Genomic DNA, 16,100 nt, shown 5'->3' with positions numbered 1-16,100 from the left:
TGTTATACCAGATGCATTTTTAAATAAGCATCAATAAATAAGTCTAAGTCACCGTCCATGACCGCTTGAACATTCCCAGTTTCTGCATTTGTGCGGTGATCTTTAACCATTGAATAAGGATGGAATACATAGGAACGGATCTGTGAACCCCAGCCAATTTCTTTTTGTTCACCACGTAAAGCTGCAGCTTCTTGTTCTTTTTTCTCTACTTCAAGTTGATAAAGTTTCGCCTTCAACATGCCCATAGCTTGCTCTCTATTTTTTAACTGAGAACGTTGTGCTTGGCTTGCAACCACCGTTCCAGTTGGGATATGTGTGATTCGCACAGCAGACTCTGTTTTATTGATATGTTGTCCACCAGCTCCACTGGCACGGTACGTATCAATTTTTAAATCATCTGGATTGATCTCAATATCAATTGTCTCATCCAGTTCAGGCATGACATCTACCGAACAAAACGAAGTATGACGTCTTTTAGCTGAATCAAACGGTGAAATTCGAACTAACCGGTGAACACCTTTTTCAGATTTCAAATAACCAAATGCATTATGCCCTTTGATTAACAAAGTGACGCTCTTGATTCCAGCTTCGTCTCCCGCTTGGTAATCCAAGATTTCCACTTGATACCCATGCTGTTCTGACCAACGTGTATACATGCGTAACAACATGCTGCCCCAATCTTGTGATTCCGTACCGCCTGCTCCAGGATGTAATTCCAGAATAGCATTGTTTCGATCATACGGTCCATCAAGTAACATGGCTAACTCATACGTATTCATTTTTTCATTTAATACATGTAACCGTGTCTCCAGCTCCGTTTGCATTTCTGCATCTGGTTCTTCTTGTAATAACTCCGTCAAAAGTTCTAACTCTTCCAATTCACCTGCTAAAGAATGAAATTGGTCGTAAGCTTCTTTATTCGCATTATTTTCATTAATTACTTGTTGCGCAGCAACACTGTCATCCCAAAAACCCGGTTCAGCCATTTTATACTCAGCTTGTGCAATCGATTCTTCCAGCTGATCTAAGTCAAAGAGACCCCCTAAAGCTTGTGACCTTCTCTTGCATGTCAGCTAACAAATTACGAATCTCAAAAATTTCCATGTTTGCTTCCTTCTTTCTCTGGACAATCGTTTTCGTCTTCTTTTCACTTCTTTTTCTAGTCTACCAGAATCTAAAGATAACAGAAAGAAGGTGAGACAAATTCTTTCTAAAAAGAACTTCTCTCACCAGCTTCTTTCTATTTAAAAATGATTATGCTTCGTTTTTTCCGTGGCAGTTTTTATATTTCTTTCCACTTCCACAAGGGCAAGGATCATTTCGTCCAACTTTATTCACTTGAACTGGTTGTTTTTTTGCACTTGTATTGCTTTTTTCTTCCGCACTTGCTTCGGTGGCATGTGAAGCTTCACCTTGAGAAACTTGTTCTCGTTGAACATTTTGGCGAATTTCAGCTTTCATGAATAAACGAGTTACTTCATATTCAATTGCGCCGACCATATCTCCAAACATTTTATATCCTTCTGTTTGATATTCAACTAACGGATTATTTTGTCCATACGCACGTAACCCAATTGATTGACGTAATTGATCCATTGCATCAATATGATCTGTCCATTTCGAATCAACCACACGCAAGATAACAACTTTTTCAAATTCTAAGAGTTGTTCTGGCCCATTTAAATGGTTGGCTTTTGTATTAAACACCTCTTGTGCTAACTCATTTAAATAAACTTTCATTTCATCTGGTGTTTTTCCTTCAAGATCTTTCACGCTGATGCTGTCTTCGTGGACAATTGCATTCCCCGCAAAATCGACGATTCCTTCAAGGTTCCAGTTTTCTTTTTCTAGTTGTGTGTGTGCATCTACTACTCGACTAATTGTTCGTTTGACCATATTCATCAATGGTTGAGACAAACTATTTTCTTCCATGATTACATCTTGACGTTGTTTATAGATTACTTCACGTTGTTCACGCATCACATCGTCATATTGTAAGACATTTTTACGCGTATCATAGTTATTTCCTTCTACGCGTTTTTGAGCAGACTCAACTTGCTTCGTTAGCATCTTACTTTGGATAACCGCATCTTCATCCCCAATTTTCATCCGATCCAAGAAAGCTTTGATTCGTTCTGAACCAAAACGTTTCATCAAATCATCTTCTAATGAAAGATAAAATTGTGACATACCTGGGTCTCCTTGACGTCCAGCACGTCCACGTAACTGATTATCGATACGACGAGATTCATGACGTTCTGTACCAATAACAGCTAAACCACCTAATTCACGTACACCAAGACCTAGCTTGATATCTGTCCCACGACCAGCCATATTGGTAGCAATCGTAACTGCACCTTTTTGACCAGCATTCATAATAATTTCAGCTTCTTTAAAGTGATTTTTAGCATTCAATACTTCATGTGGAATCCGTTCACGGTTCAACATATCTGATAGTAATTCAGATGTTTCAACCGCAACTGTACCTACCAAGACTGGTTGTCCTTTACGATAACGGTCTTTGATATCCTGAACAACTGCGTGGAATTTACTTTCCAATGTTGGATAAAGTAAATCTGCACGGTCATCACGAATAACTGGGCGATTCGTTGGAATTTGAATAACTTGAATGTTATAGATTTCTCTGAATTCTTCTTCTTCTGTTTTCGCAGTACCAGTCATCCCAGAAAGTTTTTTGTACATACGGAAATAGTTTTGGAATGTGATTGAAGCCATTGTTTTTGTTTCGTCTTCGATTTCCACGCCTTCTTTTGCTTCGATTGCTTGGTGAAGCCCATCAGAGTAACGACGTCCATCCATGATACGACCAGTAAATTGGTCAACGATCATGACTTTTCCGTCTTGAACCACATAATCAATATCAAGTAACATGATGTAGTTAGCACGCAATGCTTGATCTAAGTGATGTGTCAAAGCAGTATTTTCAAGATCATATAAGTTTTCTAATCCAAAAGTTTCCTCTGCTTTTTCGATTCCCGCTTCAGTTAGCCCAATGGTTTTTGATTGAACATCGATTTTATAATCTTCTTCTTCCTTCAAACGTTTAACGAAGTTATCTGTTCTTGTGTATAAAGCAGTTGATTTTTCTGCTTGTCCTGAAATAATCAATGGTGTTCTTGCTTCATCAATCAAAATTGAATCCACTTCATCGACAATCGCATAGTTCAATGGTCGTTGAACCATTTGATTACGATAAACCACCATGTTGTCACGCAAATAGTCAAATCCTAATTCATTATTTGTACTATAAGTAATATCACAGTTATACGCTTCACGTTTTTCATCAGCTGATTTAGAATTGATATTCAAACCAACGCTAAGTCCCAAAAAGTTATAAAGTTCTCCCATTTCAGTTGAGTCACGGGTTGCTAAATATTCATTTACTGTAACAACGTGTACCCCTTCACCTGACAATGCATTTAAATACACTGGCATAGTCGCAGTTAACGTTTTACCTTCACCAGTACGCATTTCTGGAATGTTCCCATCATGAAGAACGATCCCACCCATCAATTGGACGTGATAAGGGTATAAGCCCAAGACACGTTTCGCTGCTTCGCGAACAACGGCGAACGCTTCTGGCAATAGTTGGTCCAAAGTTTCACCTTTTTGATATCTACCTTTAAATTCATCAGTTTTTGCTTGTAATTGCTCATCAGTTAAAGCTGCCATTTTATCAGCGTGTAATTCAACTTTTTTAGCAATGCTATCTAAACGTTTTAGTTCTTTTTTATCATTTTCAATGATTGAACGTATAAAATTGGCCATTCGTTGTATAATCTCCTTTTTCTGCAGTATCCATCTCGCTTATGTAGACTCTCCTATCCATTTTATCATTACTTATAGATAATTGAAATATCTTAGCTATATTATTCTCTGAACTTCTTTATTCTTAATAAAAATACAGCTTCTTTATGTAAAAAAACCCTTGTGGTATCTAATCAGACACCACAAGGGTTTAAAAAATAGTTATTTTTAGTCAGTTTCAATTAAACCGTATTTTCCATCTTTACGACGGTAAACGATACTTGTACCATTGGTTTCAGCATCTTCAAAGATAAAGAAATTGTGTCCTAACATATTCATTTGTAAGACAGCTTCTTCACTATCCATTGGTTTCAATGACAAACGTTTTGTACGAACGATATCTAATTCAGATTCGTTTTCGCCTTCACCATTTTCTTCATTGAATAATACTGCAGCACTTGCAGTATTCATGCCCGTTTCACGAGATTTGCGGTTGATTTTTGTTTTAAATTTGCGAATTTGACGTTCTAATTTATCAACAACCAAATCAATACTTGCATATAAATCTGGTGAAGTTTCTTCCGCACGTAATACAAGATAAGGTAATGGAATCGTTACTTCCACTTTTGCTGTTTTTTCAGTATAAACTTTTAAGTTTACATGGGCTGTAGCATCGGGTGCATCACTGAAATAACGTTCTAACTTGCCTACTTTTTTTTCAACATAGTCACGAATCGCTTCAGTTACTTCGATATTTTCGCCGCGTACATTATATCTAAACATAAAAATTACCCCTTTCGTCTACCACAATCAAGAAGGAGAAGGACCACTCTTTCCCTCTTCTTATTTATATTATATCGAACTCTAATCTATTTGCAAACTAAATCGCTACCAATTTCACGTATTTTTTAGTTTTTCTTTTATCGTGCTAAAGAAAACGTCCGAATTTTGGTTGGTTGATGCTCTGCAAGACAAGCCGCAGCATGAAATAACGTCTGTCCTGTTGTATACACATCATCAATCAATAAAATTTTACATTGCTTGATTTGCTCCGGCTCAACACCTAAAGCGAACGGCTGAGGCATTGCCAGTCTTTCTTCCCGAGAATGTTGTGTTTGGGCGGACTGATGCTTGACCCGGTCAAGCAATGACTGAAAAGTTACCCTAGCCTCGGTCAACATCTGACTCACTTGATTAAATCCACGTTGTGCCAACCGCTCATTTGATAATGGAATCGGACAAAAAAGATAATCCGGAAATCTTTTTGGTAAACTTTGCCACTGCTTTTCAAACGTTTTAGCCAAGCGAACATCTCCAATAAACTTGTATTGTTGGAACCAAGCTTGCATCGCTTCATCATATTGAAAAAAACTTCTATGGCAAAAATCATATGTCGGGTAACGATTTTTCCAGTAAAGACAATCCGTGCAAAATGTTTTTTGACTTTGTACAAATTGTTTCTCACTCTCTAACAAACTTTTTTGGCAACCATCACAACTGTTTACTGTGGACAAAGGAGTAAATAGTTTGGCACATTGCCAACAAAGTTCACTCGATTTTTTCGGTTGAAGAAGTTCCTTAATGGTTAAATTTTTAATGATTGATTTTTGACAATAGCAGCATTTCATTGTAAGAGTTTCCCCGCTTTGTTCATCCTTTTGATTTCTTTCACCGCTTTTTTGATTGCACTCGTTTTTTCATGATAAAAGAAACAGACTTGACTATTACTGAATTCTCCCTTGCGATCAGCTCGACCAGCAATTTGGACCAATGAAGATTTCGTAAAAACTTCATGTTCTGCCCCTAAAACAATAACTGAAATATTTTCGAAGGTAACACCTCGTTCAAGAATCATAGTAGTTAAAAGCACATCATATTTTTGCTGCCGCATCGCTTGTACTTTCTCTGGACGCTTTTCATCTTTTGAAGATACAGATGAAATTTTAATTGTTGGTAACCATTCTGTTAATTTCATTTGCAACTCATTCATCAACTCAATACTTGGACAAAACAATAAGACATGATTTTTTTTTACTAGTTTTTGGATTGCTTTGATTAATGGTTCCATTTTTTTTCGTTTGTTTAAGCATCGGCGCCAATTATTCCAGAAAATGAGTCGAGGCTCAGGTAACAATCGTTGATGAAAACGCAGAGGTAAGTAATGAATCTGAAACGTTCGTTTGATTTCTTTTAACAGACGTTCATCCGGTGTTGCCGTCAAATAAATCAATTGTCCCTCAGGTTTCTTTGCTGTTTCTGTTGCATACTGAAGTCCTTGATCGATAACATAAGGAAACGCATCAATTTCATCAACCACTAGCAAATCAAACGCATGGTAAAAACGATACAACTGATGAGTCGTACAAATAACGAAGGAACTAAACGCATAGGGAATCTGCTGTTTGCCATGAAGTAAAATGATTTTTTCTTCTGGAAAAACTGCAGTAAAACGTAGCCATAGTTCCTGGCACACGTCCACTCGCGGTGAAGCAATCGCAACTCGTTTCCCAGTTGCTAGCAACAATTGCAGAAGCGGATACAGGATTTCTGTTTTACCAGCACCGGTCACTGCCCAGATTAAATGATGATCCGTTACCTGCGTAGTCAAACGATGAGCGATTTTGGCTTGTTCTGTCGTCAATGTTTTCTCCCAAGTAAAAACTATTTGGCGTGGAAACAGTGATGGCTGTTCAAACAGCCATAATTCTTGGGTCGTATCGTTTCGCCCCAAAAGCAAACAATGTGGGCAATAATAGTCTTCTTCATTTAGCTTGGCTTCTTGTTGTTGCGTAGTTCTTCCACATCGTTGACAAACAATCTGTTTATTTTGTTTTACTATACCTGCAATTCGTTGATAGGTGGCTTGGTTCAGTATTTCTTTTGGTAGTTGGGCGACTTCTCTCGTTAATAGTCGCCTTCCCCAAACTGTTTTATATGGCATTTTGCTTCCCTAAAAAAAGATACGCAAAAAAAGTGCGAGGCATTTTCAAAATGAAAAAACCTCACACTTTTTAATTCGTCAGTACTCTTTATTTATCACCAATTAATGTCAAAGCTTGTTGTAACACTTTTTCACCATTCATCATACCGTAATCAGCCATGTTGATGATATCTAATGGAATTCCTTTTGGCTCAACGCGCTTTTCAAAATCGCCTTTCATAAAACGAACTTGTGGGCCTAATAATAAAACATCAACGTCTTTGCTTGCTAAATGATTATCTGCATCAGAAGCTGATACTGCAAAGATGTCTGTATCTAACCCTTGTGCTTCCGCAGCTTTTTCCATTTTAGTTACTAATAAGCTCGTACTCATACCAGCTGAACAGACAAGCATAATTGTTTTTTTTGACATTGTTAATCTCCCCTTTTCTAAGCCAAGGAACGTAACCGCTTTCTCGTCCCTATGAACCTATTATAGCTAAAAGATAACAATTGTCAACGTTTTCTGAATGCGGTTAACTAATCGAATAACCAACTTGATTTTACTAATTGATTGAACACGATATATTCCTTTGCCAAATTAACAACAACAACTTCATACCCTGCATTCAACCAACCGTAAGCACCTTTTTCCGGATGACGGTAATCATTTGCCCACCAATCCGTCGTCTGTCTGGCAGACTTTGGAAGCCCACTGTTAGGAAATAACAACTCATCCATTTGAGTAAACGTCAAAGTAATTTGCGAACCACCATTATTTTTTATGTAGTGGGTTATAGCATCATATTTTTTCACACGTTCTTTCATTCCCAACTTCACCTACCTTTCCTTTATTATCGCATAGTCCAGCATTTGCGCAACCATTTCGGAAGTTGAAACATCAAAAGATTTTTCATATACTAAAGAAAGTAACTCTTCATTTGAAATGAGGTAAAACAATGATTGAACGTTATCTAACGGTCAAAGAAGATGGCCAAAGTGAAATTGAAATAAAAAAATCCCGATTTATTTGTTCCTTTAAACGCGTGACGACTGAAGAAGAAGCCAAAACGTTTATCCAAGCAGTCAAGAAGGAACACTGGAAAGCAAATCATAACTGTAGTGCTTTTGTCATTGGTGACAAAAGTGAGATTCAACGCAGTAGTGATGACGGAGAGCCAAGCGGAACAGCTGGCATCCCCATGCTTGAAGTTTTAAAAAAGAATGAACTCATCAATGTCGTTGCCGTTGTCACACGTTATTTTGGTGGTATCAAATTAGGTGCTGGTGGACTGATTCGTGCTTACACACAGGCTGTTTCTCACGGTCTAACTGAGGTTGGTATTGTTGAAGGTACCTTACAACAAGAACTCGCCGTTGCCATTACCTATCCTCAATTAGGAAAGCTAGAAAATTTTCTTGAGCTACAACAAGTGACTGTCAAGGAAACTCGTTATACTGATCAAGTAATTGTTGTTTGTATGGTTGATGAAACAGACATCTCACAGTTTAAAGCAACTGTCACTGAACTATTGAATGGACAAGTCACTTTTGAAAAAGGACCAATTTCTTATCACGAAAAACTCATCACACTAAATAAAAAATAAGCAAAAATAAAACAAGCTGAAACAACGAATTGTTTCAGCTTGTTTTATTTTTCTAGGTAAAATTCAAATCGGTTACCAACATATTGCGTACGTACGTATTCAAACGGTGTTCCTTCTTCAAAATAAGAAACTTGTCGTAATCGTAGAACTGCGTCCCCACGTTTGACTTCTAAGTATTCAGAAATCTGCTCTGAAGCTAACATAGCAGAAATCGTTTGGTTTGCATGCCCAATTTTCTTTCCACCTTTTTCTTCTAACGTTCGATACAAAGATTCTGTAATTTCTGATTTGCTATAGCCGTCAATGATTTTCTGTGGAATACTAGCAACTTCAAAACAGATTGGCACGTTATCTGCATAACGAATGCGCTCCATTCGAAGAATCACGTCCTCTTTCTCTAATTGTAATTTTTCCATCTCACTTGAACTAGGTGATGTTAAGAAATAAGAAACCGTTCGACTAGAAGGTACTCGATTTTGTGACTCCATAATTTCGGTGAAACTAGTTGTTCCAGACATTTTCTCTTGAACTTTTTCACGCGCAACATAAGTCCCAGAACCAATTTTTCTCTCTAAGATCCCTTCATCTGCTAAATTTTGGATTGCTTGGCGCAAAGTCATTCGACTCACATTAAATTTCACAGCCAATTCTCTTTCAGAGGGAAGGCGGTCACCGATTTTCCAGACCCCTTGTTCAATCTCATTTTTTAATTGATCATGAATTTGTATATATACGGGTAACTGATTTGACATCTGATTTCATCCTTCCTTTCGTTTTCTTTATTATAACTGGTATATACCTGATTCTCAACAAAAAAAGGATTTTCTCCGTTAGGTAATTGAAACCATTCAGCTTGTTTTCCTTAAGAAAAAGAGGAAAAAGTAAGTTTTAAACCTACTCTTTCCTCTTTTATTTTTGGTACAGTTAAGTTGTTTAGGAGATCGTTTCTTTTGCTAATGTTTTATTAGCTGTTGCCATCATTAAACGAATGCGATTTAATTGATTGACAATCGAAACGCCCGGATCATAATCAATCGCTGCAATATTTGCTTTAGGATATTGACGACGCAATTCTTTGATAACTCCTTTCCCAACTACGTGGTTAGGCAAACAGCCAAATGGTTGCATACAAACAATGTTATTCACATCATGCTTCAACAGTTCAATCATTTCTCCTGTTAAGAACCAACCTTCACCTGTCTGATTTCCAATGGACAAAATTTTACTTGCATCTTCTGCTAAGTCTTGAATTGACTGGATTCCATCAAATCGTTCTGATTTTCTCAAGGCTTTATCCATTGGTTTTTCAATCATTTCAATCATCCGAATCGCAAATTGCGCGAGCAACTTACTTTGTTTAGCCATCCCAAGATTTTCATATTTCCAAATTTGGTTGTATAAGGAATAGTTCATAAAACCAACAATATCAGGAACGACCGCTTCTGCACCTTCTGCTTCGAGTAAGCGAACAATATCGTTATTAGCAGTTGGAGAATACTTAACTAATATTTCTCCAACGACTCCGACTTTTGGCTTTTTCACATCAGAAATCGGTAAGGTATCAAATGCTTTGACAATTTTTTTCATATTGCTATTAAACAACGTTAAGGAGCCATTCCGAACATTTTTTTCAACTCGTTGTAGCCATTCTTCATGTAACCGATCAACTGTCCCTTTTTCTAACTCGTAAGGGCGCGTACGATAGACGACTCTTTCAAACAAATCACCATATAAAAAGGCAATCGCCAAACGTTTCAACATTGGAAACGTGAATTTAAATCCAGGGTTTGATTCAACCCCTTTGTTCCCCATTGAGACTGAAACAACTGGAATATTTCCAAATCCAGCATCATTCAACGCTTTTCTAAGTAATGGAATATAGTTTGTCGCACGACAGCCACCACCAGTTTGAGTCATCATCACACTTGTATTTTCCAAATCGTACTTACCACTTTCCAAGGCTTCCACTAGTTGACCAATGGAGATGATTGCTGGATAACACGCATCATTGTTCACGTATTTCAGTCCAACATTGATTGCTTCATTATCCTCTGCTGGTAAGCAGACAACATTGTAACCAGAAGCGTTTAACGCGACATCAACTAAGCCAGATTGGTGAATTGGGCTAAGCATTGGCAACAATAAAGTATGTTTTTCTTTCATTTCTTTTGTAAAGACGATTTTTTCTGGTTCTTCAAATCGTTTGACTGGAACAAAATTTTGCTTGGCTCGTTCATTGACTGCTGCTTTTAAGGATCGTAACCGAATACGAATTGCTCCGAGGTTTGCACCTTCATCAATTTTTAGAACTGTATAGATTTTTCCATATTGCTCCATGATTTCTTCGACTTGGTCTGTTGTTACGGCATCTAAGCCACAACCAAATGAATTCAATTGAACTAATTCAAGATTTTTTGATTTTGCAACAACTCGTGCAGCCGCATATAGCCGTGAGTGGTACACCCATTGATTCACGACGCGTAAATTCCCAACGTCACCTAAATGAGAAATGCTGTCTTCTGTCAAGACATGGAAACCTTCTTGCGTAATTACTTCTGAGATTCCATGATTGATTTCTGGATCTAAATGATAGGGACGACCTGAGATAACAATTCCCCGCTCATTTTTTTGATTCAACATCAATAAGGTTTCTTCACCTTTTTTCTGAATATCTTCCTTAAACGTTGCTAATTCTTCATACCCATGATGCAACGCTTTCGCAATCTGTTCTTCCGAAAAATCAAAATCCGCAAAAGTTTGATGTAAGACTTTTGCTACTGCCGATTCGTTCGCTAAGTTGATAAATGGATTCCGATAATCAACTTTACCATCGCGAATGTCATCCACATTATTTTTAATAACATCTGGATAACTTTGGACAATAGGACAGTTGAAATGATTATCCGCTTCAGTTGATTCTTGTCGTTCAAAGACAACGCCCGGATAGAAAATTCGTGGAATACCTGCATCAATCATTGCTTGAATATGCCCGTGTGTGATTTTAGCTGGATAACACGCTGTGTCACTTGGAATTGTTTCCATTCCTTGCTCGTATAATTCTTTGTTTGAGCGTGGGGATAATTCTACTCTGAATCCTAAATCAGTGAAGAAAGTATGCCACAAAGGATAGTTTTCATACATATTTAAGACTCGAGGGATACCAATCACACCATTGACTGCTTCTTTCTTACGTAATGGACGGTATTTAAACAAACGACGATACTTATAATCGACTAGGTTAACTTTTTTATCTTCCTTCTTGATCTTGATTCGAGCGCCACGTTCACAGCGATTTCCCGTGATAAATTGGCGACCATCAGAAAATAACGTAACTGTTAACATACAGTTATTTTCACACAAACCGCAATGCGTAAATTCCTTTTCTGCAGTAAAGTGATCAAGCTCTTCTTCTGACAAAATGGTGCTTTCTTCACCTAACGCATAATTTTCCATGGCAATCAGCGCTGCTCCGTAAGCCCCCATCAGTCCAGCAATTGAGGGACGAACAACTTCGCGTCCACTAATCAATTCAAATGCGCGTAACACCGCTTCGTTATAAAAAGTTCCACCTTGGCAAACAATTTTTTCGCCAAGATCTTCTGGTCTACGAATCTTAATTACTTTATAAATAGCATTTTTGATAACAGAATAAGACAACCCAGCAGAAATATCTCCTACAGATGCACCTTCTTTTTGAACTTGCTTCACTTTCGAATTCATAAAGACTGTACAGCGAGAACCTAAATCAACTGGTGCTTTGGATTCCACTGCAGCTTTCGCAAAATCTCGTACATCATAATTCAATGATTTAGCAAATGTTTCAATAAATGAACCACAGCCAGAAGAGCAGGCTTCATTTAATTGGATTGAAGAAAGCACACCATCTTTGATCGTCATGGCTTTCATATCTTGACCACCAATATCTAAAATAAAATCAACACCAGGTTGGAAAAAATTTGCCGCTTTGTAATGCGCCATCGTTTCCACTTCACCAATATCAACTTTTAAAGCATTCTTAATCAATAATTCGCCATAACCTGTTGCTGCTGCTTTTCCGATAAAAACGTCTTCTGGTAATTGACTGTATAATTCTTTTAGCACTTTCATCGTTGTTTCTAAAGGCTGGCCTTCATTATTACCATAGAAGGAAAAGAGAATCTCCCCTTCTTCATTAATCAAGGTAACTTTTGTCGTTGTTGAACCTGCATCGATTCCTAAAAATGCTACACCATGATGTTCTGAAAGTAATTTTTCTGAAGCAGTCGCTTGTGCATGACGCTCGCGAAAAGCGGTCAAATCTACCTCTTCTTCGAACAACGGAGCTAACGTAGTTGACGGGGTCAATTGTGCTTGATTACCATTTTCCAAAGCAGCAAGTAAAGCCTCAATTGTCGTCACTCGTGCTTCTTCAGCGTAAAACGCGGCACCCATTGCCACAAATAACTGCGGATTTTCTGGAAAAATGACATTTTCTGGCGCAATGTCTAACGTTTCAACAAATCGTTTGCGTAATTCTGACATAAAGTACAGTGGACCACCTAAAAATGCCACTTTGCCTTTAATTTTTCGTCCAGCTGCCAATCCAGCAATTGTTTGATTTACTACAGCTTGAAAAATACTCGCTGCAATATCCGCTTTATCTGCTCCTTCATTGATCAATGGCTGTACATCCGTTTTAGCGAACACGCCACACCGTGAAGCAATCGGGTAGATTTGCCGATATTCCTTGGCTAGCTCATTCACACCATTTGAATCAGTTTTCAACAAAACAGCCATTTGGTCAATAAATGCACCTGTCCCGCCAGCACAGCTACCATTCATACGTTGTTCCAGTGCACCTTCAAAAAAAGTAATTTTCGCATCTTCTCCACCTAATTCAATCGCCACATCTGTTTCAGGAATTATTTCTTCGACCGTGCGTGTACACGCAATCACCTCCTGAACAAAAGGAATGTTCAATACATCGGCAAGTCCCATACCGCCTGATCCAGTAATTGCCATTGCAATTGGTTGGTTTTGAACCAAGGCTTGTGCTTCACGTAAAGTCTTAGCTGTTGCTTTCTTGACATCTGAATAATGACGTTCATATTTAGAAAAAATTGTTTGATTTCGTTCATCTAGTAATACTAATTTGACAGTCGTAGACCCAACGTCAATTCCCGCTCGTAAGTTCATCTGTTCTTCACCCTCCTCAAACAGACAGTTTGTTGATTATCTAACAAAGTGTCTGTTATACTACTTATGTATATTTTAGGAACAATTTATTGGTTTTGCAACTGGCAAACACCCCCTATTTGTGAGATAAGCAACAAACAAATCAAAAATGTCGAATAACAAGTGAGGAATTTTTTATGGTTAAGAAAATTGATCTTCGAGTGAAGCGAACACACAAAATGATTATCGAGGCATTTATTCGCTTGGTGGAAGAAAAAGGATATGATAACGTGACCGTGCAAGATATTGCCGATGAAGCAATGATTAATCGTGCGACCTTTTATGCTCATTTTAAAGACAAACAAGATCTCTACGAACAAATTTTTGAAATGGCGATCAACGCCTTTACCTCTGTGTTAGATTTGGAACAACTTGTTCATGGCAACCGGATCAAAGTCAAACAAATCATTGCTGCACTGACGAATATTTACAAAAATATCCAAGAAAGAAAAGCTTTCTTTTTGACCATCATGGACGGTTCATCCAACGAGCTTTTGCGTAAAAAACTAGAAGAACTTTTATACAATAAATACGCAAACATCTTCAATCGCTTGAAAATTACAGAAAACGAACTTGAAGTGCCCATCGATTTTATCATCGAATACATGACTTCGATTTTTATCGGGACTCTTCACTGGTGGATTACTAGTGACACGAACATGTCGGCAGAACAATTGGCTGCTTTAGTCGTAAAATTAGTAGGAAACGGTCACCTAACTGTATTAGGAATCGAAGTCGAAAGATAACAAAAAACTGCCAAGCCGCTTTTTTTAGCGTTTGGCAGTTTTTTGTTATTATTAGCGGTTTTTTGCTAACCATTTTTTCGTATGATTGGTTGGACGTTTTGACTTGATTTGGACTGCTTTTTTTGCATTTTTTGGAAGTCCGACTTCTACATCATATTTTCCGGATTTAACCAAATCATATATTTTCTCAGCAGTTTCATCGACTTTTTCTTTCCATTTCATTCTCTTCACCCTTTCCATTTAAGTGCCTAATTTAACTCTAGCCTAATTCTTCAAATACTTCAAGAAGCAAGATACTGTAAGCAAAAAAAAAACGAGATAACAGAAACTGTTATCTCGTAAACGTCCATTTCATAACTGGGGTAGCTGGATTCGAACCAACGCATGAGGGAGTCAAAGTCCCTTGCCTTACCGCTTGGCTATACCCCAATAAAAAAATGGAGGAGAGTGGATTCGAACCACTGAACCCTAAGGAACGGATTTACAGTCCGTCGCGTTTAGCCACTTCGCTACTCCTCCGAAAGGTCTGTATCAACCTGACTTAGTTATAATACCTAATTTCACAGATTTTTGCAACCCTTTATTGAAAACTTTTTTGATATTTTTTTAGTCTTGTAAATTCCAATGGCGAATTACTGTTTCTATCGCATTTTCAAGACTTTTTTCTTTCCCAAAATCCTCTTCACCGAAAAATATTTCGAATTCTTTTGGGCCATATGCTAAAATTTCACCAATATTTTTTTTACCAATAAATAACTGAGTAACCTCATAATTTTTGCCATTAATTACTTTTTGGATTTCTTCTACTCGTACTTCAATATCTTTATTCTTTTTTGACATCATTCTCACCTCCCACCTATTTTAGCATACTCTCCACAATAAAATATACCCTGTTTACTCAACAGGGCATACAATCATTCTTTTGTTTCATTTCTTTTCGTTTTCATGCTTCTCTTTGACTTCGAGCATAGTAATTCGCAGCAGCGCCAACTAAATTTGCATCATTTCGATAGTCACATAATAAGATTTCTGGAACAAAATCGTGTAGATCCAACTTGTCCATTAATTTTTCAATACGTTGATTCAATTCGTCAATCAGCCCCTCTTTTGCAGAGATCCCACCACCGAGCACAATCACTTCTGGATCAAATGAAAACTGAATACTGAACAGTCCTTTTGCCAAGTAATCATAAAATTTTTCCACTTCTTCTTGTGCAATCACATCACCTGATTCAGCCAGTTGAAATACTTCTTTTCCAGAATAGGTCATCTTGTCTAAACCTAAACGTTCACAATAACGCCAAGCCATCTGCACAGCAGTTCCTAAGCGGCTGAATGTTTGATCACCATCTAAAAACATCATCCCAAACTCGCCACCATAAAGATGAGCACCTTTGTTCATTTGTCCCTTCGTAAACATTGCACCACCAATTCCTGTCCCAATAACAACAAATGCAACATCTTGGTAATTGCGCGCTGCACCTTCATAAAATTCTGCCATTCCAGCACAATTCGCATCATTTTCAATGGTAATTGGTAATCCAAATAATTCTTCTAATTCTTTAAAAATATTAAATCCGTGAATATAAGGAATCGCACTAATTCCCTCAATAATTTGACGCTCACTGTTAACCACACCGGGAGCGCTGATACCAATGCCTTCAATTGCGTTTGTTTCAGCAAACGCTTGGTATGTTTCACTTAATTTTTGTTTCATTTCTTCCCAAGTACCAGGTGTTGGAAATTGGTTGGTTGCTTCTAACTGATGGCCATTCCAATAACCATATTTTACTGCCGAACCACCAAAATCAAATACAAGAATTCCCATAACTATTTTCGCTCCTT

14 protein-coding genes and 2 tRNA genes are annotated in these 16,100 nt (G+C 37.7%); 2 read left to right on the top strand and 14 right to left on the bottom strand.

Features of this window, described 5'->3' with window-relative positions:
- Positions 1 to 2: 2 nt before the first annotated feature.
- From prfB to IGJ76_RS03165, 7 genes are all read right to left on the bottom strand, one after another.
- Positions 3 to 1,104 (bottom strand): peptide chain release factor 2 gene (gene prfB / locus IGJ76_RS03195; RefSeq protein WP_197485208.1). Its coding sequence is split into 2 segments (ribosomal slippage): positions 3 to 1,031 and positions 1,033 to 1,104, totalling 1,101 coding nucleotides; the frame shifts between segments, so codons are not numbered across the junction.
- A 150-nt stretch (positions 1,105 to 1,254) separates the two neighbouring features.
- Complete coding sequence (secA, locus tag IGJ76_RS03190) at positions 1,255 to 3,789, bottom strand: preprotein translocase subunit SecA (RefSeq protein ID WP_067483803.1); 2,535 nt, start codon at positions 3,787 to 3,789, stop codon at positions 1,255 to 1,257.
- A 207-nt stretch (positions 3,790 to 3,996) separates the two neighbouring features.
- Complete coding sequence (hpf, locus tag IGJ76_RS03185; protein ID WP_067483801.1) at positions 3,997 to 4,551, bottom strand: ribosome hibernation-promoting factor, HPF/YfiA family; 555 nt, start codon at positions 4,549 to 4,551, stop codon at positions 3,997 to 3,999.
- A gap of 137 nt (positions 4,552 to 4,688) precedes the next feature.
- The gene (locus IGJ76_RS03180; RefSeq protein ID WP_231885411.1) at positions 4,689 to 5,072 is read right to left on the bottom strand and encodes a ComF family protein; all 384 of its coding nucleotides are present in this window, start codon (positions 5,070 to 5,072) and stop codon (positions 4,689 to 4,691) included.
- 320 nt (positions 5,073 to 5,392) lie between these two features.
- A complete protein-coding gene (locus IGJ76_RS03175) occupies positions 5,393 to 6,709 on the bottom strand; it encodes a DEAD/DEAH box helicase (RefSeq protein WP_430596722.1) in 1,317 nt (438 codons plus the stop codon).
- 88 nt (positions 6,710 to 6,797) lie between these two features.
- A complete protein-coding gene (locus IGJ76_RS03170; RefSeq protein WP_067483795.1) occupies positions 6,798 to 7,121 on the bottom strand; it encodes a PTS sugar transporter subunit IIB in 324 nt (107 codons plus the stop codon).
- A 107-nt stretch (positions 7,122 to 7,228) separates the two neighbouring features.
- Complete coding sequence (locus IGJ76_RS03165) at positions 7,229 to 7,516, bottom strand: DUF7662 domain-containing protein (protein WP_067483793.1); 288 nt, start codon at positions 7,514 to 7,516, stop codon at positions 7,229 to 7,231.
- Between the two features lie 131 nt (positions 7,517 to 7,647).
- Between IGJ76_RS03165 and IGJ76_RS03160 the strand changes: the two genes are divergently transcribed.
- Complete coding sequence (locus IGJ76_RS03160; RefSeq protein ID WP_067483791.1) at positions 7,648 to 8,295, top strand: YigZ family protein; 648 nt, start codon at positions 7,648 to 7,650, stop codon at positions 8,293 to 8,295.
- A 44-nt stretch (positions 8,296 to 8,339) separates the two neighbouring features.
- Here the strand turns inward: IGJ76_RS03160 and IGJ76_RS03155 are convergent, their stop codons facing one another.
- Entirely contained in the window at positions 8,340 to 9,047 is a 708-nt protein-coding gene (locus tag IGJ76_RS03155) for a GntR family transcriptional regulator (protein WP_067483789.1), read from the bottom strand.
- Positions 9,048 to 9,228: 181 nt separating this feature from the next.
- Entirely contained in the window at positions 9,229 to 13,470 is a 4,242-nt protein-coding gene (locus tag IGJ76_RS03150) for a 2-hydroxyacyl-CoA dehydratase (RefSeq protein WP_071868686.1), read from the bottom strand.
- Positions 13,471 to 13,646: 176 nt separating this feature from the next.
- Between IGJ76_RS03150 and IGJ76_RS03145 the strand changes: the two genes are divergently transcribed.
- Entirely contained in the window at positions 13,647 to 14,255 is a 609-nt protein-coding gene (locus IGJ76_RS03145) for a TetR/AcrR family transcriptional regulator (protein ID WP_067483786.1), read from the top strand.
- A 51-nt stretch (positions 14,256 to 14,306) separates the two neighbouring features.
- Here IGJ76_RS03145 and IGJ76_RS03140 read toward each other — a convergent pair whose 3' ends face one another.
- From IGJ76_RS03140 to IGJ76_RS03120, 5 genes are all read right to left on the bottom strand, one after another.
- Positions 14,307 to 14,477 (bottom strand): hypothetical protein, encoded by a 171-nt coding sequence (locus IGJ76_RS03140; protein WP_086270628.1) that lies wholly within the window; start codon positions 14,475 to 14,477, stop codon positions 14,307 to 14,309.
- 135 nt (positions 14,478 to 14,612) lie between these two features.
- Positions 14,613 to 14,684, bottom strand: a tRNA-Gln gene (locus tag IGJ76_RS03135).
- A gap of 9 nt (positions 14,685 to 14,693) precedes the next feature.
- Positions 14,694 to 14,774 (bottom strand) — tRNA-Tyr (locus tag IGJ76_RS03130).
- Positions 14,775 to 14,861: 87 nt separating this feature from the next.
- Positions 14,862 to 15,098 carry a DUF2969 domain-containing protein gene (locus IGJ76_RS03125; RefSeq protein WP_172843719.1) on the bottom strand — a complete coding sequence of 79 codons (237 nt, stop codon included), beginning with the start codon at positions 15,096 to 15,098 and terminating at the stop codon, positions 14,862 to 14,864.
- Positions 15,099 to 15,198: 100 nt separating this feature from the next.
- Entirely contained in the window at positions 15,199 to 16,083 is an 885-nt protein-coding gene (locus IGJ76_RS03120; RefSeq protein ID WP_071868685.1) for an ROK family protein, read from the bottom strand.
- Between the last annotated feature and the right edge of the window lie 17 nt (positions 16,084 to 16,100).

The organism is Enterococcus sp. DIV0175, assembly GCF_050529075.1.
Taxonomy (GTDB): domain Bacteria; phylum Bacillota; class Bacilli; order Lactobacillales; family Enterococcaceae; genus Enterococcus_B; species Enterococcus_B thailandicus.
The sequence above is the reverse complement of the archived record's forward strand: the minus strand, read 5'-3'. Positions and strand labels throughout refer to the sequence as shown.

What these genes read in the sequence shown, in the direction of transcription:
- IGJ76_RS03165 (WP_067483793.1), bottom strand. Translation starts at nt 7,516, where the DNA reads ATGAAAGAACGTGTGAAAAAATATGATGCTATAACCCACTACATAAAA.
- IGJ76_RS03160 (WP_067483791.1), top strand. Translation starts at nt 7,648, where the DNA reads ATGATTGAACGTTATCTAACGGTCAAAGAAGATGGCCAAAGTGAAATT.
- IGJ76_RS03150 (WP_071868686.1), bottom strand. Translation starts at nt 13,470, where the DNA reads ATGAACTTACGAGCGGGAATTGACGTTGGGTCTACGACTGTCAAATTA.
- IGJ76_RS03170 (WP_067483795.1), bottom strand. Translation starts at nt 7,121, where the DNA reads ATGTCAAAAAAAACAATTATGCTTGTCTGTTCAGCTGGTATGAGTACG.
- IGJ76_RS03140 (WP_086270628.1), bottom strand. Translation starts at nt 14,477, where the DNA reads ATGAAATGGAAAGAAAAAGTCGATGAAACTGCTGAGAAAATATATGAT.
- IGJ76_RS03125 (WP_172843719.1), bottom strand. Translation starts at nt 15,098, where the DNA reads ATGATGTCAAAAAAGAATAAAGATATTGAAGTACGAGTAGAAGAAATC.
- hpf (WP_067483801.1), bottom strand. Translation starts at nt 4,551, where the DNA reads ATGTTTAGATATAATGTACGCGGCGAAAATATCGAAGTAACTGAAGCG.
- secA (WP_067483803.1), bottom strand. Translation starts at nt 3,789, where the DNA reads ATGGCCAATTTTATACGTTCAATCATTGAAAATGATAAAAAAGAACTA.
- IGJ76_RS03145 (WP_067483786.1), top strand. Translation starts at nt 13,647, where the DNA reads ATGGTTAAGAAAATTGATCTTCGAGTGAAGCGAACACACAAAATGATT.
- IGJ76_RS03155 (WP_067483789.1), bottom strand. Translation starts at nt 9,047, where the DNA reads ATGTCAAATCAGTTACCCGTATATATACAAATTCATGATCAATTAAAA.
- IGJ76_RS03175 (WP_430596722.1), bottom strand. Translation starts at nt 6,709, where the DNA reads ATGCCATATAAAACAGTTTGGGGAAGGCGACTATTAACGAGAGAAGTC.
- IGJ76_RS03120 (WP_071868685.1), bottom strand. Translation starts at nt 16,083, where the DNA reads ATGGGAATTCTTGTATTTGATTTTGGTGGTTCGGCAGTAAAATATGGT.